This is a genomic window from Pontivivens insulae, assembly GCF_900302495.1.
Classification (GTDB): Bacteria; Pseudomonadota; Alphaproteobacteria; order Rhodobacterales; family Rhodobacteraceae; genus Pontivivens; species Pontivivens insulae.
Genome location: NZ_OMKW01000003.1, coordinates 378,830 through 398,896, shown reverse-complemented (window position 1 = coordinate 398,896; position 20,067 = coordinate 378,830). Strand labels below are relative to the sequence as shown.

Genomic DNA, 20,067 nt, shown 5'->3' with positions numbered 1-20,067 from the left:
ATGTCGGTAAGTGTTAAGATTTGCGGGCTGTCGCGGCTTGAAGATGTCGTGGCTGCACATGCAGCGCGGGCCAATTATGTTGGTTTCGTTTTCTTTCCCAAGAGCCTGCGTAATGTCTCGATAGAGCAGGCTGCGGCCTTGGCGGTCGACGTGCCCGTGGGCGTGTGCAAGGTCGCGCTGGTCGTCAATGCAGACAATGCAGCACTGGATGCCATCACGGATGCGGTGCCACTCGATATGCTGCAACTGCATGGGAGCGAAAGTGCGGATCGCGTGGCAGAGGTGCGCGCGCGCTATGGTCTGCCAGTGATGAAAGCCGTCGGCATTGCCGAGCAATCAGATCTGCTGAAGTTGGACGACTATCTGGCGGTGGCGGATCAAATCCTTGTCGACGCCAAGCCTCCTAAAGATGGCTCGTTGCCCGGCGGAAATGGCCTCGCCTTTGATTGGACACTCCTCAGCGGTCGCCGTTGGCCCAAGCCATGGATGCTGGCCGGTGGTTTGACGCCCTCGAACGTGCAACGGGCACTCAACCTGACTGGCGCACAACAGGTGGATGTCTCTTCTGGCGTCGAATCGGCGCCAGGGGTGAAAGATCCGGCACTGATGGCTGAGTTCGTTGCCGCCGCAAAGGGCGCGCCGAAAGCCCTATAGAAGCTTTCGGCGCAAGCGGAGACCTGTTCCCCCACGGACAGGCTCCTCGCGCATGGCAACTCGGCCCCCACTGCCGAATGCGATGCGTGTTCGTTCGCCTCAAGTGGCGACAAAAAGCTGTGGACGCAATGAATTTTTGACCAAACGGTCAGTGACGTCGCGACAGCTTCTACCCTTGCTGCATTACCAACGGCCTCAGGTCGAGTTCAGTTGCTGATGGGAACGAATTTTAATCATTCATATTTTACAGAACGGATAAAAAAGTGCCGCCACATCCCTCGGGATGGGCGGCACAGGATCATGTGATCTACACACGCGGCCTGACGCACCACCATCAAGCCTATCGAACATCGCGAACCTCTCAGGGACAGAGTGAGGTGTTCGGGAACATGTTCGATACAGTATATACGCCGCGTGTCTGAAATTGGTTGCGATCGGACGAAAAAAAGTTGCGCGACCATCTGTCCATTGGGCAAGGAACGCTATCGACGCGCCGATTGCACGCCTGTAGAACCCTTTGAAACAGGTCTTTCAGGGGATAGTGCGATGAACACTCACGCCGCAAATTCGTTCAGTTCCGGCCCCGATGAGCGTGGTCGCTTTGGCCAATTTGGCGGTCGCTTCGTATCCGAGACGTTGATGCCTCTGATCCTCGACCTCGAAGCGGAGTACGAGAAGGCAAAGACGGACCCGACCTTCTGGGCCGAGATGGATGATCTTTGGAAGCACTATGTCGGCCGCCCGTCGCCGCTTTATCATGCTGAACGGCTGACCGAAAAATTCGGGGGCGCGAAAATCTATCTCAAGCGAGATGAGCTGAACCACACCGGCGCCCACAAGATCAACAACGTGCTGGGACAGATCCTGCTGGCGCGCCGCATGGGCAAGAAGCGGATCATCGCGGAAACCGGCGCTGGTCAGCACGGTGTCGCCACCGCGACAGTCTGCGCGCGCTTTGGTCTGGAATGCATCGTTTTCATGGGCGCAACGGATGTGGAACGTCAGAAACCGAATGTCTTCCGCATGAACCTGCTGGGCGCAAAGGTCGTCCCCGTAACCTCGGGTCGTGGCACGCTGAAGGACGCGATGAATGAAGCTTTGCGCGATTGGGTGACCAACGTGGATGAGACCTTCTATTGCATCGGCACGGTCGCTGGTCCGCATCCCTATCCGGCGATGGTCCGGGATTTTCAGTCGATCATCGGCAAAGAGGTCAAAGAGCAGATGCTGGAGCGTGAAGGCCGTCTGCCCGATAGCTTGATCGCCTGCATCGGTGGGGGCTCCAACGCGATGGGTCTGTTCCACCCGTTCCTTGATGATGAAAGCGTGCGGATCATCGGGGTAGAGGCCGGTGGCCACGGCGTTGACGAAAAGATGGAGCACGCGGCCTCTCTGACCGGTGGTCGCCCAGGCGTCCTGCATGGCAACCGAACCTATCTGCTTCAGGATGAGGACGGACAGATCATTGAAGGCCACTCGATTTCCGCCGGCCTCGACTATCCCGGCATCGGTCCAGAGCACGCATGGCTCAACGACATTGGCCGCGTTGAATATGTCAGCGTGACAGACCGCGAGGCGCTCGACGCGTTCCAAATGTGTTGCACGACCGAGGGGATCATCCCCGCGCTTGAGCCATCCCATGCGCTCGCCCATGTCCAGAAGATCGCGGGCGACCTGCCCTCGGATCACCTTCTGGTCATGAACATGTGCGGACGGGGCGATAAGGACATCTTCACAGTGGCAGAGGCGTTGGGCGTCGAAATCTGACCCTAAACCCAGGTTTATTGGCGTTTAGACAGGGTTTATGGCTGCCAAAATAATCCTCCGGTGAATGGAGCGACGTGCCGCGTCCGGGTGATGAGGGTCTGGCCAAAAGCTGGCACAGACCCAAACACACCAGGAGACACGCTATGTTGCGCACCCTTACCCTCATCACTGCTTTCAGCCTCGCAGGTATTGCCAATGCACAGGACGCAGAAGGCCGCCCACCGGTCGACGAGCGTCCGACCACGCTTGAGGAGTTTCAGGACGCGTTCTCTGACGGTTCGGTCGTCGATGATGGTGTTTTGACCGCCTACACCGGCACGACCGAAGATGGCCGCACAGTGCGGGCGCTGTTTGACAGCGAGACAGGGGCGCTGCTTGAGGTGAATGGCCGCCCTGCCGGCGGTGAGGGTGAGGGCGAACGCCCGGCACGTGACGACCGACCGGCGCCAGATGGTGCGGGTGAGCGGCCCGCGCCACGCGGCGAAGCACCGGAGGGTGAACGCCCAGAGGGCCCGGACGGTGAGGCACCTGCCGAGCGTCCCGAGCGTGAAGAGGCCCCAGACGCTCCTGAAGCAGAGGATCGCCCCGCACCAGAAGATCGTCCCGAAGCACCTGAAAGCGGCGACCGGCCTGACCGCGAAGAGGGCGGAGACCGCCGTGCACGCTAAGGCGAAATACGGCGTGTTGACGGCTCGGCCTTTCGCAAGACTGGCCGAGCCCCAATTTTTTTGATTGAAAGGAAGCACCATGTGCGATCCTGACGCGAAAAAGAACAGAACCCAGTGGCATCGCTTTGGTGCTACATCCCATGTGTTGCAGGGGGTCGCGCTTGCAGTGATGTTCTCGACCCCACTGATGGCAGAGGATCTTGCAGATCAGGCGGCGTTACAGTTGGAGCAGCAAGGGTACACGGTCATAGAATCCCACCGTACCTTGCTGGGTCGCTTGCGCATTGTCGCAGAAAGTGAGCAGGGAACGCGGGAATTGGTCATCGATCGCACCAGCGGCGCGATCCTGCGCGATTATTTCGAGCCGAATGAGGCGATTGCCAACGGCACACCCCGGGTGGCCATTCCGGGTGCCCCACCGCCCAGTGGCGCGCAGCCCCCAACCGGTCGCACCCGTGATGCTGAGAGTTCAACGACTGAGCCAAGGCCCGCCCCGCCATCAGGCGATAGCCCAGATCGCCCGCCAGACGGCGACCGCCCGGATCGCGAAGATCGTGGAGGTGGGGGCCGCCCATGAGCCCTGAGGCCACATCTGGATTGCATACCACGGGCAAGTCGCACCTGACGCGAGCCGTTCCGCTCGTCCTGTTGGTTGGATTGCAACTGATCTGCGCGCTGATTTTGGGCTATGATCTGGCGCGCTCGGTTTTTGGCATAACAGCGCAGCCCATCAGCTGGCGTGTCCGGGAACTGTTAGAGATTGCGGCGGTTCTGGGCATGCTCGCCGGTGCATTGACCGCCGCGCTGTTGATTTCGCGTTTCCGGCGTCGCGCGACAGATGCCGAGCAGCGCCTCGCCAACGTCTCGGCCGCTTTTGTGGAGCTTGTCGAAAGCAGATTTGCGGGTTGGGGTTTGACGAAAGCAGAGACCGATGTGGCTTGGTTTGCGCTGAAGGGGGTGCCGATTGCCCAGATTGCCGCGCTCCGCAACACGTCAGAGGGGACCGTCAAGGCACAGTCCAACGCTATCTATCGCAAGGCAGGCGTCAGTTCGCGCGCAGAACTGATGAGCCTTTTTCTGGATGACATGCTCAGCGCGCATGACAGCCAGACGCCCTGAAAACCAGATAAGACTTGAAGCGCACGCCGATCCGGCGCATTTGCAGCATCTGTCCGGGGGACATGCCCCCGGCGATATAGGATTTGGAAAATGGCTGACTTCAATATTGGCGATATCGTCGTTCTCACCGCAGGTTCGATGCGCATGGCTGTTGAGGGCGTGGATGGGGACATGGTCTCCACCGTCTGGTGCAATGAGGGCGTGATCGGCCGCGACACGTTCGCCTCGGTTCTGCTGAAAAAGTGGGAACATCGCGAAAATGATCGTGGTGGTGACCGCGGTGGCTTCAAGGGCGGTGATCGCGGCGGCAAGGGCGGCGGTTTCAATAAGGGCGGCGACCGTGGCGGCTTCAAGGGTCGTGACGACCGCGATGATCGCCCCCGCGGCAAGCCCGGCTGGGACGGAAAGCCACGTGAAAACAAGTTCTTCCGCAAGGACTGAACTGATTGCGGAACGGGGCACGGTTTGACCGCGTTGATTGCTTGAAACAGTAAGTGTGCAGGAGTTTCACCGTGTCCAAGTTTCTTGCCTATGCCTCGACAGCCGCCCTTATTGCGCTTGCGCAACCCGCACTGGCGGATCCCAGTCACTGCCCTCCCGGTCACGCGATGAAGGGATGGTGTAGCGCTGGTGAGCCTAGCAACATGGGCCGGGCACAGGGCGATACGGATGTCGAGATCGACAGTGACCTGATTATTATCCGGGATCTGGATCGTTTCCGTCTTCCACCACTCGCCGAGGGGGAGCGCTATGCGATCGTCGGCGATCGCGTTGTGCGCGTGTCCGCCGAGGAATACGCGACGATCGCAGTTGTGGGTGCGTTGTCCGAGCTTCTGGTGGAATAACCGGATCCACACATTATAGGCAGGGGCCATCCAACAGGGTGGCCCTTTCTCTTTGCGCGCATGCAGTCGGTTCTGGTCAACCTAAGCCGGTTTCGATATGCCTTTTCCAAATCGGACAGGCAGAGTTTCCCCATGACCCGCATCGACGCAAAATTCGCCGAATTGGCAAAGCAGAACCGCACGGCCTTCGTCTCGTTTATCATGGCGGGCGATCCGAACCCCGAGCTGAGCGCTGAGGTGTTGGCCGGCTTGCCTGCCGCAGGTGTGGACGTCATCGAAATCGGCATGCCGTTCACGGATCCGATGGCCGATGGTCCGGCAATTCAGCTGGCTGGGCAGCGTGCGCTGGAAGCGGGCATGACGCTCGACAAGACGTTGTCCATGGTGCGTGAGTTCCGCAAAGGGGATGACAGTACGCCAATCGTCCTGATGGGCTATTACAACCCGATCTGGTCCAAGGGCGTCGACACCTTTCTCGCCGAGGCCGCAGACGCAGGCATTGACGGTCTGATCGTCGTTGACCTTCCGCCCGAAGAGGATGAAGAGCTTTGCCTGCCCGCGCAGGAGGCGGGGCTGAACTTCATCCGTCTCGCCACCCCGACAACCGATGATCGGCGCTTGCCAAAAGTGCTCCAGAACACGTCGGGCTTTGTCTACTACGTGTCGATCACCGGCATCACCGGTTCGGCGGAAGCGAATGCCGGAAAGGTTGGGCCAGAGATTGCTCGCATCAAAGCGGCGACCGATCTGCCGGTCTGTGTCGGCTTTGGCATCAAATCGGCCGAGGCCGCCGCCGAGATGGCAAAGGTCGCAGACGGTGTGGTCGTTGGCTCTGCCATCGTCGACCGGCTCGGGCGGGGTGACAGCGCCGCTGATGTGCTGGCCTTCGTCAGGGAATTGGCCGACGGCGCCCACGGTTGATGGGATCAGCCCTGCGCAGTTGTCCTGATCAGGTCGGTCAGGCGTGCGAGACATTTCTGCAATTCGAACCGTTCCAGCACGCGCTCACGCGCGGCCACGCGCATCCCGGCGTAGCGTCCCGGATTTTGCAGCACGTCGCTCAACTTTGATGACAGTGCCTCAGGATCGAAGAAATCCGTGAGCACGCCTTGCGCGCCATCGTCGATGACTTCTTGGACCGGTGCGGTGTTCGAGCCGACGATTACACATCCCGCGGCCATCGCCTCCAAACACGACCAGCTCAGCACGAACGGATAGGTCAGGTAGGGGTGGACGGCGGACACCTGCAACAGTTTGAGGTAATTGCCGTAGGGCACCCGATCCTCAAAATGAACGCGGTCCTGGGGCAGGGGTCCAATTTCGGCCAATATGCGTTGTTTCCAGGTCTGGTTCTCAGCCGGTTTTCGCCCGTAGCCGCCGGTCTCGGCTCCGACCAGCACGACATGGGCGTCCGGGTTATCGGCCAGCGTGCGCGGCAGGGCGCGCATGAATTGGTGAAATCCGCGATAGGGCTCCAGATAACGGGACACATAGGTGATCACCGGATCACCGACCTTGAACGTCCGGCCAGAGCGGGTGGTGTATTGCGCGTCCGGGTCGGGCCGGACAAGCGCGCAATTAATGCCGTCATGGATGCGATGGATCAGCGGCTGATACGGTGCGGGAAATTGCCGCGCCTGCCAGTCTGTCGGAGCATAAAGGGCATCCGCCGCTTCCAGTGCCAGCAGGTGCTGGGCATTTTTCGTTCTGTTGGCAAAGACCGCATCGACCTGATCGGGAAACTCTTTGTCAAAGCCGAAATCCGACCCGCGTGAGCGATAGTAGAACTCGCAATAACTGATCAGTTTGGCATTCGGCCAGATATCCTTGAGGTAAAGCGTCTCTCCCCAACCTGGGTGGCCAATCATCACGTCAGGGTTAAACCCTTGCGAACGTAGGTCAAATGCCTTTCGCGCGACGGCCTGACCATAGAGCACCGCCTCCTCCGTTCGGCGCAGATAGTGATGCGTTTCCTTGCCCGCACTGCGGTGCAACTTGTATCGAACTGGGGCGACCCCGGCGGGAACGGGCTTATTCTCAAGCGTGATGTAGACAACCCTGTTGCCCGGATCCTGTGCGAGTTGCGGCGCGATGTATCGGAACTGGGCGGGTGCGTTCTGATGAACGAAAAGGTAATTCAAGCTTGGTCCTCCGCATTGGTGGCACGCTATTGCCTCGCCGCGCTGTTGCAAAGTCTGGTTGCCAGATTTCCCCAATTGCGTATTCTGCCGCCTGCCTCGGGGGGGCCGTCATCGGCCTGAGATGTATGCATGCATGCGGACCCGTTGAACCTGAACCGGATTATGCCGGCGGAGGGAAGGCGGATGTGCCGCGCCATCGCCCACATCCACCCTCTTTACCCGTTTTGGCAAAGGAGGACCCTGAATGAACCGTTTCCCGCTTACTTTGGCCCTGACGCTCGCCCCGCTTGCTGTTGCCGCGCAGGACACGCCGGAACTGATCGTCTACACCTATGACAGCTTTGTCTCCGACTGGGGCCCGGGCCCGCAGATCGAGGCGAATTTCGAGGCGATCTGCGATTGTGATCTGACTTTTGTAGGCACCGGTGACGGTGCTGCCATGGTTGCCCGGCTGCAACTCGAAGGAACGACCACGGACGCGGACATCGTCCTTGGCCTCGACACGAACCTCACCGCACAGGCCGCGGCAACCGGATTGTTTGCAGATGCACCTGCCGATGTCGCCGCGCCGCAACTGCCTGTGGAGTGGGATGATCCGATCTTCGTGCCGTTTGACTACTCCCCATTCGCATTCGTCTACGACACCACAATCGTCGAGACTCCGCCCACCTCGTTTGAGGAACTGGCCGCAAGCGACCTGAAGATCGTTATTCAGGATCCGCGCAGCTCTACGCCGGGCTTGGGCCTCTTGATGTGGGTCGATACGCTGAAGGGCGATGACGCTGGCGCGCTGTGGGAGGCTCTGTCCGACAACATCGTCACCGTGACGTCTGGGTGGTCCGAGGCCTATGGACTGTTTCTGGAAGGAGAGGCGGACATGGCGCTCAGCTATGTCACATCGCCCGCCTACCACATCATCGCAGAAGAGGATGAGACAAAGGCGGCTGCGATCTTTGAAGAAGGTCACTACCTGCAGGTCGAAGTCGCAGGCGCGCTGGCAGGTTCTGATCAGCCCGAACTGGCGGCCGAGTTCCTGCGGTTCATCGCAACCGACGGCTTTCAGGGCGTGATCCCAGAGGCGCAGTGGATGTTCCCGGCCTATCCAATCGATCTGCCCGAAGGGTACGCCGCGCTCAACCAGCCGGAAACGTCGCTTCTGCTCAGTGCCGAGGACGCGCAGGCGCGCCGTGCGGATGCACTTGCGATCTGGCGGGACGCGCTGAGCCAATGATCCTGCGTCGGGCGGCCCTGCTGCCCGGCTTTGCGGTGCTGGCGCTGTGCGCTGGCACCGTGCTTGTCCTGCTGATGACAGCAGATGGCTCTGATGGGCTGTCACGTGCGGATTGGGCGACGCTGCGCTTCACGATATGGCAGGCAATCTTGTCCGCACTGTTTTCCGGTATTGTCGGCGTGACGTTTGCCCGGGCGCTCTATCGTACAGCCTTTCCGGGGCGCGGGTTTCTGATCACCGTATTGGGCGCACCGTTCCTGCTTCCGGCCATTGTCGCGGTCTTGGGTCTATTGGCGATCTGGGGACGCGGCGGGGTCGTATCGGCGGGTCTTGCGCCCTTCGGCTATGGACCCATCGATATCTATGGCGCCCATGGGGTGATCGTCGCACATGTGTTCTTCAACGCGCCGCTCGTGGCCCGATTGGTCCTGCAAGGATGGGCGCGCATACCGGGTGAACAGTTTCGCCTCGCTGATCATCTGGGGCTGACAGGTTGGTACCGGTTCCGTCACCTCGAATGGCCGATGCTGCGCACGGTTCTGCCCGGAGCGCTGCTGATCGTCTTCCTGCTGTGCATCACCACTTTCGCAATTGCCCTGACCCTGGGCGGCGGTCCGCGCGCGACCACGCTGGAAGTCGCCATTTATCAGGCGATCCGGCTGGAGTTTGATCTGGGCCGCGCCGGGTTCCTCGCCGCGATTCAGACCGGGCTTTGTCTGGTCATTGCAGTTGCCGTGCTGGGCCTGGCTGCGCCGTCTGACACCATGCGGGGCATCGCTTTGCGTCCGACATCTACCATCCGCGCCAAAGGTGCCGCGCGCTTTGACAAGGGCCTGATCGCCCTGCTGACATTGTTTCTCGCCTCACCCCTTGTCGCGGTGCTGATCCGGGGCATCGGTGGGCTCGCTGAGCTGCCCGCCGGGCTGTGGGAGACGTCGGTGCGCTCAATCATTCTGGCACTCTCTTCTGCGATTCTCGTCAGCCTGCTGGCCGTGCCGATTGCATGGGGGCTTGCGGGGCTGCGCCGGTTCGCGGCAGTGGCCGAGGGGGCGATGATGGTCACACTTGCCATTTCGCCCTTCGTGCTGGCAGCAGGCCTGTTTCTGATGATCCGCGACCATGTCAGCCCCTTCGCCGTCGCGTTGCCGATGGTGGTGCTCGTGAACGCGCTTGCCGCCTTGCCCTTTGCACTGCGCGCCCTCGTATCCGCCTTCGTGAATGCAGAGCGGGTGGAGGGGCGGCTTGCGCAATCGCTGGGGCTGCGCGGCTGGGGGCTGTGGCGCATCGTGTTCTGGCCGCATGTTCGCCCTGCGTTGGGGCTGTCAGCGGGCCTGGCAGCAGCGGTATCCATGGGGGACCTCGGCGTCATCGCGCTCTTCGGCTCCACGGCCACGCAGACGCTTCCCTTTGCCATGCTCAGCCTGATGGGTGCTTATCAGATGGAGGCAGCCGCAGGCGTCGCACTGCTGCTCGTCAGCCTCTCCTTCGCGCTGTTCGCGCTCTTTGATCGATGGGGGCGTGCATGATCGCATTCAACTCTGCCAAGCTGGCCAATGGTGGCTTCACCCTTAACGCTGATTTGAGCGTTTTGGGCGGAACCTGCACGGCAGTGATCGGGGCATCCGGGGCGGGGAAGTCCACACTGCTGATGGCGCTGGCGGGGTTTGTGCCGGTTGCACGCGGCAGCATCCACGTGGCTGAGAAGCGAATCGACGACCTGCCGCCTGCGGATCGCCCGGTCAGCATCTTGTTTCAGGACCACAATCTGTTCGGTCATCTCACCGTCCGCGACAATGTCGCGCTCGGCCTCCGACCGAACCTATCGCTCAGCACGAAGGACCGCGAAAGAGTTGATGAGGCATTGGCACAAGTGGACCTGCACGACCTGGCAGATCGCAGGCCAGCGGCGCTGTCAGGGGGCCAACAACAACGCGTTGCACTTGCCCGAACGTTGCTGAGGGACCGTCCCGTCCTTTTGCTGGATGAACCTTTTGCGGCCCTCGGCCCCGGATTACGGCTCGAAATGCTCGCGCTTGTAGCGCGCCTGACAGAGGAGAGGGCCCTCACCACCTTGATGGTAACGCACAATCCTGAGGATGCCGCGCGGATCTGCCCGCAGGCGATCGTGGTCACGAATGGGCATGCGGTCCCGCCGCAACCGACACAGACCTTGCTCGCGGACCCGCCAGAGGATTTGGCGAGGTATCTCGGCCGCACAACCCCTCAATGAAAAAGGGCCGCCCAATGCCGGGCGGCCCTTTGCAACTCATATGCTCTGAGGCGATCAGGCCTTGGGATGCTTTACGTCATACCAGAGCTTTTTGTTGGTGAAGTACAGCAGACCCGCCATGATCGACAGCAGGATCACTGCCGTCAAACCGAACGCCTTGCGCTGGTTCAGCTTCGGCTCTGCCGCCCACATCAGGAAGGCTGCGACGTCCTGCGCCTCGCTCTCCAGATCGTTGGGCGCGCCATCCGCGTGCTCGATATCCTCACCCCAAAGTGGAGGCGCCATCGCGATCCAGCCGCCCGGGAAGGCGGTGTTCTCGTAGAAGATGGTGCCGCCCTCTTCCTTTTCCTCACCCGTATAGCCGGTCAGGACAGAGGCGATGTATTCCGCACCACCCATGCCGCGGAACAGCTGGGACATACCCGTGCCGTAGGGGCCGTGGAAGCCCGCACGTGCCTTGGCGAGCAGGGACATATCCGGTGCGTTCGACAGGGCAGAGCCCGGGAACTGGTCCGACAGACCCGCAGGACGCTCATCACCGGGCTGTGCTTCCAGACCATCATCAGGGATGAAATAATTGGAGGCCAGTTCCGTGATCATGTCTTCCGGCATATCCGGGCCGGTCTGCTCCGTGAGGTTGCGGAAGTAGACCAGCTCAAGACCGTGACAGGACGAGCAGATGTTGTGGTAGATCGCCAGGCCGCGCTGCAACTGCATCGTATCATAGGTGCCGAACGGCCCCTCGAACGAGAAGTCATAGTCGACGGTCTTGCCATCGCCCCCGGCAGCATGCGCGCTGCCGAAGGTCAGGGTGAGCGCGGCCAGCGAGGCTGCAATCAGTTTGATCGGTTTCATGTTATCCAATCCCTTCACGCTCATTCAGCCGGCTGGGCCGAGGCAGAACCTTCAGCGTCAGCAGGATGATTGTTTGCGAAGTCTTCTTCGATGGTTGCAGGCTGCTCGAGCGGTTCCTCAAAGAGACCCAGAAGCGGCAGCACGACAAGGAAATAGCCGAACCAGTAGACCGTCCCGATCAGGGAGATCACGGGCACCAGACCCTCTGCCGGCATCGCACCCGCCCACATCAGGACGAAGAAGTCGACGACCAGCAGGGCGAACCACCACTTGAACATTGGACGGTAACGGCCGGAGCGGACACGCGAGGTGTCGAGCCACGGAACCGCTGCCATCACAGCGAGCGAGCCGAACATCACCAGGACGCCAAAGAATTTCGCGTCGATGATCTCGATGCCGGTGAACGGGATCGCGATCGGGAAGGTGATGGCGCGCAGCATCGCGTAGAACGGCAGCAGGTACCATTCAGGAACGATGTGTGCCGGTGTCGCCAGCGGGTTGGCCGGAATGTAGTTGTCCGGGTGACCCAGATAGTTCGGCATGAAGCCCACGATTGCGACGAAGATCACGAGGATCACGGCAAGCGCATAGAGGTCCTTGATCACGAAATACGGCCAGAACGGCAGCGTGTCTTTCGCGGCTTCTTCCTTGGACGTGCGGCGCACTTCAACACCGGTCGGGTTGTTGTTGCCCGTTGTGTGGAAGGCCCAGACGTGCACGATCGTCAGGCCGAGCAGCAGGAACGGCATCAGATAGTGGAGGGAGAAGAACCGGTTCAGCGTCGCATTGTCGACCGAAGGTCCGCCCAGCAGCCAGACCTGCAGAGGCTCACCCACGAACGGGATCGCGCCAAACAGGCCGGTGATCACGGTCGCACCCCAGAAGGACATCTGACCCCAGGGCAGGACATAGCCCATGAAGACGGTGGCCATCATCAGGATCAGCATCAGCATACCGATGATCCATGTCACCTCACGCGGCGCCTTGTAGGAGCCGTAGTAAAGCGAACGGAAGATGTGCAGGTAGACGGCAACGAAGAACAGCGACGCGCCATTTGCGTGCATGTAACGAATGGCCCAGCCACCGTTCACGTTCCGCATGATGTGCTCAACGCTTTCAAATGCCAGATCGACATGCGGGGTGTAGTGCATGACGAGCACGACGCCCGTGATGATCTGCAATACCAGCGTGAAGACCAGAACGATGCCCCAGATCCACATCCAGTTCAGGTTCTTGGGCGTGGGGATCATCAATGTGTCATAGGCAAGACCGAGGATCGGCAGGCGGCGCTGAAGCCACTTTTCGCCGCCAGACTTCGGCTCGTAGTGATCGTGGGGAATACCACCCATATCTCTACTCCCTTATCCGAGTTGAATGACGGTGTCGGAGGTGAACTCCGCGACCGGAACGTGAAGGTTTTCAGGCGCGGGACCGCGACGAATCCGGCCTGCAGTGTCATAGTGTGAGCCGTGGCACGGGCAGAACCAGCCGCCGAAATCACCAGCACCGTCACCCAGCGGCACGCAGCCAAGGTGGGTGCACACGCCGTTCATGACGAGCCATTCGCCAGCTTCGTCGATCGTGCGGTTCTCATCCGTGGCAGGGCTTGTAGAGCCATCGGGTGAGTTGGGGTTGCGGCTCTCACCGTCGATCAGCTCGGACATGTCGACCGCGCGGGCTGCGTCGATCTCTTCCTGCGTGCGGCGACGGATGAAGACCGGCTTGCCAAGGAACAGAACCGTCAACTGCGAGCCGGGCTGAAGATCACCCACCGGCACGGGGATCGAGGACAGCGCCTGAACATCTGCGGAAGGGTTCATCTGGTTGACGAGCGGCCAGACGGCTGCGCCGGTTACGACCGCACCTGCGCCGCCGGTTGCGACATACAGAAAGTCGCGGCGATTTGGTTCATCTTCTGCGTGGGACACCGATTGCATCTCCCCTTGTTTTCGAGCGACCCGGCCATGGCGGGTCCGTACACCAGCAAAACGCGACCGGTTGCCCGATCACGGCTTGGCGCTTGACTACACCCCAAAGCACGATTGGTCTAGCCGACACTGCGCCGCAGCTTTATGGATCGACCCCTAAACTGTGATGATCTGAGGTTCTGTCCATGCGACTGGTGGCCTATCAGCCCGATATGGCCCCGAATCTGGGCTCTATGATTCGCATTTCTGCGTGTTTTGGCGTGCCGCTGGACGTCATCGAGCCGTGCGGTTTTCCGCTATCTGCCCGCGATCTCAGGCGGGCCGCGATGGATTACGGCACCGCCTCTGATGCGGTCCGGCATGACAGCTTCGATGCATGGTGCACAGCCCACCGCCCGGCCTCGCGCCTGATCCTGCTGACCACGAAAGCCGCTCAACCCCTTCACGAATTCGCCTTTGAAAAAACCGATGCACTCATGGTCGGGCGCGAGAGCGCGGGCGTACCGGATGAGGTGGCGGAGGTTGCTGATGCGCGGGTGCGCATCTCGATGCCGGGGCAGGGCCGCTCGCTCAATGTCGCCGTTGCAGCGGGGCTGGCGTTGCATGAGGCATTGCGGCGCACCGGCGCGCTCTGACATCTGATCACAGGCGCGTGGGTTGGGATGGCAATTTACCGGTTGCGCGGCATTTTAGGGCCAAGCAACAGGAGAGCCCTCATGCATCGTCGCACTTTTCTCGCAAGCGCCAGCGCTGCCGTTCTCGTCGCCTCGGCGGCTGCTGCAAAGCCCGCGCGTCTGATTGCAGGGCCCTGGTCCCAATTCGGCGGTCAGGCTAGCCTCGACGACAGCATCTGGGCCGGTATCCTGCGGGATCATCTGCGCATGGGGTCTGATGGGGTTGCGCGCTTTGACTATGCGGGTGTGAGCCGTGAACGCCTTGGCCAATACCTGCGCAGCCTTGCCGCAACAGATCCGACCGCGCTGACACGCGATGCGGCCTTTGCCTATTGGTCCAACCTTTACAATGCTTTGACAGTGGATGTCGTCGCGGCGAACTGGCCCGTCGCGTCAATCCGCGACATTGGCGGCAGTCTGTTTTCACCCGGACCCTGGGGCGAGAAACGGATCGTCGTCGCCGGACAACAACTGTCGCTTGATGATGTGGAGCACGGAATTCTGCGCCCCGTATTTCGCGATCCGCGCGTCCACTATGCCGTCAACTGCGCCTCGATCGGATGCCCGAACCTCGCCGCAACACCGTGGCGCGCCGCCGGGCTGAGCGCGGCTCTTGATGCGGCGGCGCGCGCATATGTCACGCATCCACGCGGGGCTGAGGTGACGTCGCGCGGACTGATCGTGTCATCGATCTATGACTGGTTCGAGGAGGATTTTGGCGGCAATGACGCGGGTGTCATTGCGCATCTCTCGCGTCACGGTGCAGCCGTTGAAGGGCAGAGCCGCGTCGCCTCTGATCGCTATGACTGGAGCGTCAATGCCTGACCCGCATCTGTTAACGATTGGGAAAACGGGGCTGAAATCCGTGTGCACAACCCGTGCACAAAGTGTGCACCACCCGTGCACCGACATTCCGACAGTTGCCTGTTAAGGTTTCGGGCGTGTGGGCGGCAGGATACGCCGCCGCCCAGCCGGATCAGAAGACCATGCCTGAGTTGTAGAGGTTCCGGCAATCGGTCGCGTCGCGCCGGATATTGGCCGAAGTCAGTGAACCTGCGACAGCCATGCCCGGACCCGAGAAGCGCGGATCATCACATTCGCCATCGAAGGCCCACTGGCTGGTGTCATTCCCGAAATTGATGCCTCCGCCGGTGCTGACACCCGAAATACCGCTCGCGCTGAAGAACTGGATCTGTCCTGAATTGTAGAGGTTCCGGCAATCGGTCGCGTCGCGCATGATGTTGGAGTTGGTCAGGCTTCCCGTGACCGCCATACCGATCCCTTGGAACCTGGGATCATCACATTCACCGTCAAAGGCCCATTGGCTTGTATCATTCCCAAAGGAAAAGCCCGGACCGCTGGGTGCCACGGGGCGCGTTGGCGCTGTGGCGATGCCGCCGGAATTGAAGAACTGGATCTGACCTGCATTGAAGAGCGCCCGACAGTCTGTCGCGTCGCGCCGGATGTTCGCATTGGTCAGGCTGCTCGTGACCGCCATGCCAATGCCCTGGAACCGGGGATCATCACATTCACCGTCAAAGGCCCATGTGCTGGTGTCATTGCCAAAGTCGATGGTGCTGGTCACAGGGCCAGTGGTCGGGCTACCGGTCGTCGTCGTCTCACAACCTGCGAGGACCGTGAGAATGGATAGGAGGGTGAGGGAACGCTTCATCATGTCGGGGGCTTTCTGTTTGGGTGCCCAATCCTACACAAAAATAGCTAAAGCGCACCAATCCTATTTGATCTGAAGGCGGCGTTGAGCGTTGCAATGGCATCGTACGATCTCGACAAACAAGCTCCATCAACCCTCTGTAAAGAAGTTCTCGTCGATCTCCTGCAGAACGACCGTGCGCGTCGGCACCACCCCTACGCCATACCGGATCATCAGCGCAGCTATGCTGGGACCGTCGAGCCATGTGACAGTCAGCGCGACCCCGTTTGACCTTATCCGCTTGCCGCTCCGAGTTCTGCGACGCCGAGGGCGCTCATGACCTGGGCCACGATCTGTGGGGCGTTCATTGCGGCAGTGTCGTACATGGCTTTGGGGCTAGCCTGATCGATGAAGATATCGGGCAGCACCATCGGGCGGACTTTCAGGCCGTGTTCGAGCGCGCCCTCGTGGGCCAGCAAGTGCAGTACGTGGGAAGAGAAACCGCCGACGGCGCCTTCTTCGAGCGTGATCAGCACTTCATGCTCACGCGCGAGGCGCAGGATCAGGTCGCGGTCGAGCGGTTTGGCGAAGCGGGCATCTGCAAGCGTGGTGGAGATGCCTTTGGCCTCAAGCTCTTCATGGGCGATCAATGCTTCGGCCATGCGCGCGCCGAAGTTGAGGATCGCGACCTTGGTGCCTTCTTTGACGATGCGACCCTTGCCGATCTCAATGGGTTGGCCACGTTCGGGCATCTCTACGCCCATGCCCTCACCCCGTGGAAAGCGGAAGGCGGAGGGGCGGTCGTCGATCTGGTTGGCGGTTGCGACCATGTGGACCAGTTCGGCCTCATCAGCGGCGGCCATCACGACAAAATCGGGCAGGTTGGCGAGATAGGCGATGTCGAACGTCCCGGCATGGGTGGCCCCATCCGCGCCGACCAGCCCCGCGCGGTCAATCGCGAAGCGGACGGGCAGGCGCTGGATCGCCACATCGTGCACGACCTGATCATAGCCACGTTGCAGGAAGGTCGAATAGATCGCGCAATAGGGCTTCATCCCCCCGGCGGCGAGGCCAGCGGCAAAGGTCACGGCGTGCTGTTCGGCAATGCCCACATCGAAGCAGCGCTTGGGGAAGCGTTCGGCAAAGAGGTTGAGGCCGGTGCCGTCGGGCATGGCGGCGGTGATGGCGCAGACCTGTTCGTCCTGCTCTGCCTCCGCGACGAGAGCCTGGGCGAAGACTTTCGTGTAGCTGGGCGCGTTGGACTTGGCTTTTTTCTGTTCGCCCGTGATCACGTCGAATTTGGCGCGGGCGTGGCCTTTATCCGCGCTGCCTTCCGCGGGGGCGTAGCCTTTGCCCTTGGTCGTAATGGCGTGGATCAGGACAGGCCCATCGGCGCGCACCTTAACGGTGCGCAGCACGGCGAGAAGCTGTTCCATGTCGTGACCGTCCACCGGACCGACATAGGAAAAGCCGAGCTCTTCGAACAAGGTGCCGCCGACGGCCATGCCCTTGAGCATTTCCTTGGCTCGTTTCGCGCCTTCGCGGAAAGGTGGGGGCATCAGGCTGACCGCGCCTTTGGCGGCGGCCTTCAGTTCCTGAAACGGACCTTCGGTGTAGAGGCGGTTGAGATAGGTCGACATGGCACCGGTTGGCGGCGCGATGCTCATCTCATTATCGTTGAGGATGACGATCATGCGCTTGCCCAGATGGCCCGCATTGTTCATCGCCTCATAGGCCATGCCGGCGCTGATCGAGCCGTCGCCGATCACTGCAATGGCGTCGCCCAGCCCCTCGGGGCAGCGGCCATTCAGCTCGCGCGCCATGGTAAAGCCGACCGCCGCGGATATCGAGGTGGAGGAATGCGCCGCCCCGAACGGGTCGTAAATGCTTTCCTTGCGTTTGGTGAAGCCCGACAGGCCGTCGCCCTGACGCAAAGTGCGCATGCGGTCGCGACGCCCGGTGAGAATCTTATGCGGGTAGCACTGGTGGCCGACATCCCAGATGATCTTATCGCGTGGCGCGTCGAACACGCGGTGGAGCGCCACCGTCAGCTCGACCACACCTAGGCCCGCGCCCAGATGCCCGCCGGTCTCTGACACGACGGAGATCGTCTCTGCCCGCAATTCGTCGGCCACCTGTTTGAGTTCGCGGTCGCTGAACTGGTCCAGGTCGGACGGAAAATTGACGCGGTCAAGCAGTGGCGTATCAGGGCGGTTGGCCATGACGGGCTCCTCAGGTCTGGCGGGTCAGGGCGAAGCGGGCGGCTTGCTCTAACATAGGGGAGGATAGACTCTGTCTACTCAAGTTGACAATCGCTGTGTCAATCAAGTCCGCGGCCTTCTGCCGCGCCTGCTCGATGCCCAGCAGGGAAACGAAGGTCGCTTTGCCGGCGGCGGCGTCCTTGTTCAGGGCCTTGCCTGCCGCGTCTTCATCCCCTTCCACATCGAGCAAATCATCGCGGATCTGGAAGGCGAGACCGAGCGCGTCAGCATAGGCGGCCAGATGCGGGCGCGCATCGGCATTGCCACCGAGAATGGCCCCCGCCTCGCAGGAAAAGCGGATCAGGGCGCCGGTCTTGAGCGACTGGAGCAGCGAGATTTCGTCAAGGTTGAGCGGCGATCCGGCCGTCTCTGCCGCGATGTCCATCGCCTGGCCACCTACCATGCCGGCCTGACCGGAGGCTTTGGCCAGCGCCATCACCAGCCCGATCCGGGCCTGCGCGTTGGAATGGGTATCGGGGCGCGCCAGAATTTCAAAGGCGATGGTCTGCAGCGCGTCCCCGGCCAGAACGCCTGTGGCCTCATCCCATTTGCGATGCACGGTCGGGCGGCCCCGGCGCAGGTCGTCATCATCCATGCACGGCAGGTCATCATGCACAAGGCTGTACGCATGAAGGCATTCCACGGCAGCGGCAGTGTTCAGCGCTGTCACCTCACTAACGCCGAAAAGTGCTGCGGTCTCTACCACCAAGAACCCGCGCAGGCGCTTGCCGCCGCCAAGCACGCCGTGGCGCATTGCGTCCGAGATCAGGTCGCCATGGGGCAGAAGCGCGTCGAGCCGTTGTTCGATCGCGTCGGCCACGTCGCGCAGTCGCGCGGCAAAGGCATCGCTTGTCATTCGAACTCTGCGGCCTTTGCGCCGGTGGCATTGCCCTGACCGTCGGTCGTGATCTGGGCGATCTTTTCCTCGGCCCCGCGCAGTTTCTGTTCGCAATGCGCTTTCAAGGCCGCGCCGCGCTCATAAAGTGAGATCGATTCGTCCAAGGGGACTTCGCCACGTTCCAACTGGTTCACGACGCGCTCAAGCTCTGCCATGGCCTGCTCGAATGTCAGATCACTGACCGGTGTTGGTGCGCTCATGCCGTGTCCCTTTTCATCAAGACCGCGACATGGGCCGCGACCGAACTTGCCAGTGCGTCGAGGTCGTATCCGCCTTCGAGGCAGCTGACCAGACGTCCGGCGCAATGTGTATCGGCGATATCGCAAAGCCGCTCAGTGATCCAGATAAAGTCCTCTTCCACCCAGTTCAGCCCGGCGAGCGGATCTGCCGCATGGGCGTCAAAACCCGCAGAGACCAGAAGCAGTTCGGGCTTATAGGCTTCGAGGGCTGGGAAGACCTCAGCTTCGTAGGCCGCGCGCATTTCTGTGCCGTCCGAGCCGCCATCGAGTGGCAGGTTCAGAATATTGCCGGATGCCCCGGTCTCGGAGGCGTAACCGCTGCCCGGGTAAAGCGGCATCTGGTGAGAGGACACGAAAAGCACGCGGTCCTCATGCCACAGCAGATCCTGCGTGCCGTTCCCGTGATGCACGTCGAAATCGACAACCGCGACGCGGGACAGACCATGGTGGTCGAGCGCATGGCGCGCGGCAGCGGCCACGCTTCCAAACAGGCAAAAACCCATCGGCGTCGTTTTTTCAGCGTGATGTCCGGGGGGACGCATCGCGCAGAACGCGTTGCCGCCCGTCGCCATGACATGATCAACAGCGTCGGCTGCCGCGCCAGCGGCCCTGCGTGCAGCCTCGTGAGAGCCGGGCGACAACCACGTGTCAGCGTCCAGTTGAGCCATGCCATCCGCGGGCGAGGCCGCTGCGATGCGGTCGAGATGAGATTGAGGATGTACGCGCAAGAGAATGTCATCGGAGACTAGAGGCGCCGCGACGCGATCAAGGGCGTCGAAGGCCGGATCAGCCAAAGCATTCTCGATCGCCACGATGCGCGCCACCTGTTCTGGATGACCCTGGGGCGTGACGTGGTTGCGGGAGGCGGGATGGGTGTAGAGCCGTGTCATGCAGCGAAACTAGCAG

Annotated in this window: 22 protein-coding genes and 1 riboswitch; of the genes, 13 read left to right on the top strand and 9 right to left on the bottom strand. The window is 61.3% G+C overall.

The window, feature by feature from the left end:
* The 8 genes from POI8812_RS12420 to trpA all read left to right on the top strand — a co-directional run bounded on the left by POI8812_RS12420 (nt 1) and on the right by trpA (nt 5,974).
* Entirely contained in the window at nt 1–654 is a 654-nt protein-coding gene (locus POI8812_RS12420; RefSeq protein WP_181377201.1) for a phosphoribosylanthranilate isomerase, read from the top strand.
* Between the two features lie 546 nt (nt 655–1,200).
* Nucleotides 1,201–2,421, top strand: coding sequence for a tryptophan synthase subunit beta (trpB, locus tag POI8812_RS12415; RefSeq protein WP_108782909.1), 1,221 nt, complete (start codon nt 1,201–1,203; stop codon nt 2,419–2,421).
* A gap of 143 nt (nt 2,422–2,564) precedes the next feature.
* The gene (locus tag POI8812_RS12410) at nt 2,565–3,089 is read left to right on the top strand and encodes a hypothetical protein (RefSeq protein WP_108782908.1); all 525 of its coding nucleotides are present in this window, start codon (nt 2,565–2,567) and stop codon (nt 3,087–3,089) included.
* 79 nt (nt 3,090–3,168) lie between these two features.
* Nucleotides 3,169–3,666 (top strand): hypothetical protein, encoded by a 498-nt coding sequence (locus tag POI8812_RS12405; protein WP_108782907.1) that lies wholly within the window; start codon nt 3,169–3,171, stop codon nt 3,664–3,666.
* Nucleotides 3,663–4,208 (top strand): helix-turn-helix transcriptional regulator, encoded by a 546-nt coding sequence (locus POI8812_RS12400; RefSeq protein ID WP_108782906.1) that lies wholly within the window; start codon nt 3,663–3,665, stop codon nt 4,206–4,208. The genes POI8812_RS12405 and POI8812_RS12400 overlap by 4 nt, the downstream gene beginning before the upstream one ends.
* Nucleotides 4,209–4,298: 90 nt before the next feature.
* Nucleotides 4,299–4,649, top strand: coding sequence for a hypothetical protein (locus tag POI8812_RS12395; RefSeq protein ID WP_181377200.1), 351 nt, complete (start codon nt 4,299–4,301; stop codon nt 4,647–4,649).
* Between the two features lie 71 nt (nt 4,650–4,720).
* Nucleotides 4,721–5,053 carry a hypothetical protein gene (locus tag POI8812_RS17565; protein ID WP_146186166.1) on the top strand — a complete coding sequence of 111 codons (333 nt, stop codon included), beginning with the start codon at nt 4,721–4,723 and terminating at the stop codon, nt 5,051–5,053.
* Between the two features lie 132 nt (nt 5,054–5,185).
* Nucleotides 5,186–5,974, top strand: a complete 789-nt coding sequence (gene trpA, locus POI8812_RS12385; protein WP_108782904.1) for a tryptophan synthase subunit alpha — start codon at nt 5,186–5,188, stop codon at nt 5,972–5,974.
* 5 nt (nt 5,975–5,979) lie between these two features.
* Here the strand turns inward: trpA and POI8812_RS12380 are convergent, their stop codons facing one another.
* A complete protein-coding gene (locus tag POI8812_RS12380) occupies nt 5,980–7,194 on the bottom strand; it encodes a glycosyltransferase family 4 protein (protein ID WP_108782903.1) in 1,215 nt (404 codons plus the stop codon).
* 87 nt (nt 7,195–7,281) lie between these two features.
* Nucleotides 7,282–7,388, top strand: a riboswitch (TPP riboswitch).
* A 50-nt stretch (nt 7,389–7,438) separates the two neighbouring features.
* Here POI8812_RS12380 and thiB point away from each other — a divergent pair.
* The 3 genes from thiB to POI8812_RS12365 are packed head-to-tail and all read left to right on the top strand — an operon-like array spanning nt 7,439 to nt 10,655.
* Nucleotides 7,439–8,425 carry a thiamine ABC transporter substrate binding subunit gene (gene thiB / locus POI8812_RS12375; RefSeq protein ID WP_108782902.1) on the top strand — a complete coding sequence of 329 codons (987 nt, stop codon included), beginning with the start codon at nt 7,439–7,441 and terminating at the stop codon, nt 8,423–8,425.
* The gene (locus tag POI8812_RS12370; protein ID WP_108782901.1) at nt 8,422–9,951 is read left to right on the top strand and encodes an ABC transporter permease family protein; all 1,530 of its coding nucleotides are present in this window, start codon (nt 8,422–8,424) and stop codon (nt 9,949–9,951) included. Before thiB ends, POI8812_RS12370 begins: the two co-directional genes overlap by 4 nt.
* Complete coding sequence (locus POI8812_RS12365) at nt 9,948–10,655, top strand: thiamine ABC transporter ATP-binding protein (protein WP_108782900.1); 708 nt, start codon at nt 9,948–9,950, stop codon at nt 10,653–10,655. The genes POI8812_RS12370 and POI8812_RS12365 overlap by 4 nt, the downstream gene beginning before the upstream one ends.
* A 54-nt stretch (nt 10,656–10,709) precedes the next feature.
* On the opposite strand, the gene POI8812_RS12360 is transcribed toward POI8812_RS12365, so the two are convergent.
* From POI8812_RS12360 to petA, 3 genes are read right to left on the bottom strand one after another with little or no spacing between them, the layout of a single operon-like run.
* Entirely contained in the window at nt 10,710–11,510 is an 801-nt protein-coding gene (locus POI8812_RS12360; protein WP_108783222.1) for a cytochrome c1, read from the bottom strand.
* 20 nt (nt 11,511–11,530) lie between these two features.
* A complete protein-coding gene (locus POI8812_RS12355) occupies nt 11,531–12,859 on the bottom strand; it encodes a cytochrome b (RefSeq protein WP_108782899.1) in 1,329 nt (442 codons plus the stop codon).
* 12 nt (nt 12,860–12,871) lie between these two features.
* The gene (gene petA / locus POI8812_RS12350; RefSeq protein ID WP_108782898.1) at nt 12,872–13,438 is read right to left on the bottom strand and encodes a ubiquinol-cytochrome c reductase iron-sulfur subunit; all 567 of its coding nucleotides are present in this window, start codon (nt 13,436–13,438) and stop codon (nt 12,872–12,874) included.
* Between the two features lie 185 nt (nt 13,439–13,623).
* Between petA and POI8812_RS12345 the strand changes: the two genes are divergently transcribed.
* Nucleotides 13,624–14,073, top strand: coding sequence for a tRNA (cytidine(34)-2'-O)-methyltransferase (locus POI8812_RS12345; protein ID WP_108782897.1), 450 nt, complete (start codon nt 13,624–13,626; stop codon nt 14,071–14,073).
* A gap of 81 nt (nt 14,074–14,154) precedes the next feature.
* A complete protein-coding gene (locus tag POI8812_RS12340; protein ID WP_162844909.1) occupies nt 14,155–14,937 on the top strand; it encodes a DUF547 domain-containing protein in 783 nt (260 codons plus the stop codon).
* Between the two features lie 151 nt (nt 14,938–15,088).
* Here the strand turns inward: POI8812_RS12340 and POI8812_RS12335 are convergent, their stop codons facing one another.
* The 5 genes from POI8812_RS12335 to POI8812_RS12315 form a co-directional block, all read right to left on the bottom strand.
* On the bottom strand, nt 15,089–15,787 hold the full coding sequence (locus POI8812_RS12335; protein ID WP_108782895.1) for a hypothetical protein: 699 nt from the start codon (nt 15,785–15,787) through the stop codon (nt 15,089–15,091).
* Nucleotides 15,788–16,056: 269 nt separating this feature from the next.
* A complete protein-coding gene (dxs, locus tag POI8812_RS12330; RefSeq protein WP_108782894.1) occupies nt 16,057–17,985 on the bottom strand; it encodes a 1-deoxy-D-xylulose-5-phosphate synthase in 1,929 nt (642 codons plus the stop codon).
* A 10-nt stretch (nt 17,986–17,995) separates the two neighbouring features.
* Nucleotides 17,996–18,880: a polyprenyl synthetase family protein gene (locus POI8812_RS12325; RefSeq protein WP_108782893.1), complete on the bottom strand. Its 885-nt coding sequence runs from the start codon at nt 18,878–18,880 to the stop codon at nt 17,996–17,998.
* The gene (locus POI8812_RS12320; RefSeq protein ID WP_108782892.1) at nt 18,877–19,122 is read right to left on the bottom strand and encodes an exodeoxyribonuclease VII small subunit; all 246 of its coding nucleotides are present in this window, start codon (nt 19,120–19,122) and stop codon (nt 18,877–18,879) included. The genes POI8812_RS12325 and POI8812_RS12320 overlap by 4 nt, the downstream gene beginning before the upstream one ends.
* Nucleotides 19,119–20,051, bottom strand: a complete 933-nt coding sequence (locus tag POI8812_RS12315) for a histone deacetylase family protein (protein WP_108782891.1) — start codon at nt 20,049–20,051, stop codon at nt 19,119–19,121. Before POI8812_RS12315 ends, POI8812_RS12320 begins: the two co-directional genes overlap by 4 nt.
* Nucleotides 20,052–20,067 lie beyond the last annotated feature (16 nt).

Excerpts from the sequence above, each read along its gene's own strand:
- POI8812_RS12395 (WP_181377200.1), top strand. The coding sequence starts at position 4,299 with ATGGCTGACTTCAATATTGGCGATATCGTCGTTCTCACCGCAGGTTCG.
- POI8812_RS12420 (WP_181377201.1), top strand. The coding sequence starts at position 1 with ATGTCGGTAAGTGTTAAGATTTGCGGGCTGTCGCGGCTTGAAGATGTC.
- POI8812_RS12340 (WP_162844909.1), top strand. The coding sequence starts at position 14,155 with ATGCATCGTCGCACTTTTCTCGCAAGCGCCAGCGCTGCCGTTCTCGTC.
- dxs (WP_108782894.1), bottom strand. The coding sequence starts at position 17,985 with ATGGCCAACCGCCCTGATACGCCACTGCTTGACCGCGTCAATTTTCCG.
- trpA (WP_108782904.1), top strand. The coding sequence starts at position 5,186 with ATGACCCGCATCGACGCAAAATTCGCCGAATTGGCAAAGCAGAACCGC.
- POI8812_RS12325 (WP_108782893.1), bottom strand. The coding sequence starts at position 18,880 with ATGACAAGCGATGCCTTTGCCGCGCGACTGCGCGACGTGGCCGACGCG.
- POI8812_RS12405 (WP_108782907.1), top strand. The coding sequence starts at position 3,169 with ATGTGCGATCCTGACGCGAAAAAGAACAGAACCCAGTGGCATCGCTTT.
- POI8812_RS12320 (WP_108782892.1), bottom strand. The coding sequence starts at position 19,122 with ATGAGCGCACCAACACCGGTCAGTGATCTGACATTCGAGCAGGCCATG.
- POI8812_RS12365 (WP_108782900.1), top strand. The coding sequence starts at position 9,948 with ATGATCGCATTCAACTCTGCCAAGCTGGCCAATGGTGGCTTCACCCTT.
- POI8812_RS12335 (WP_108782895.1), bottom strand. The coding sequence starts at position 15,787 with ATGATGAAGCGTTCCCTCACCCTCCTATCCATTCTCACGGTCCTCGCA.
- POI8812_RS12315 (WP_108782891.1), bottom strand. The coding sequence starts at position 20,051 with ATGACACGGCTCTACACCCATCCCGCCTCCCGCAACCACGTCACGCCC.
- POI8812_RS12400 (WP_108782906.1), top strand. The coding sequence starts at position 3,663 with ATGAGCCCTGAGGCCACATCTGGATTGCATACCACGGGCAAGTCGCAC.
- trpB (WP_108782909.1), top strand. The coding sequence starts at position 1,201 with ATGAACACTCACGCCGCAAATTCGTTCAGTTCCGGCCCCGATGAGCGT.
- POI8812_RS12360 (WP_108783222.1), bottom strand. The coding sequence starts at position 11,510 with ATGAAACCGATCAAACTGATTGCAGCCTCGCTGGCCGCGCTCACCCTG.
- POI8812_RS12410 (WP_108782908.1), top strand. The coding sequence starts at position 2,565 with ATGTTGCGCACCCTTACCCTCATCACTGCTTTCAGCCTCGCAGGTATT.
- thiB (WP_108782902.1), top strand. The coding sequence starts at position 7,439 with ATGAACCGTTTCCCGCTTACTTTGGCCCTGACGCTCGCCCCGCTTGCT.
- POI8812_RS12370 (WP_108782901.1), top strand. The coding sequence starts at position 8,422 with ATGATCCTGCGTCGGGCGGCCCTGCTGCCCGGCTTTGCGGTGCTGGCG.
- POI8812_RS12355 (WP_108782899.1), bottom strand. The coding sequence starts at position 12,859 with ATGGGTGGTATTCCCCACGATCACTACGAGCCGAAGTCTGGCGGCGAA.
- POI8812_RS12345 (WP_108782897.1), top strand. The coding sequence starts at position 13,624 with ATGCGACTGGTGGCCTATCAGCCCGATATGGCCCCGAATCTGGGCTCT.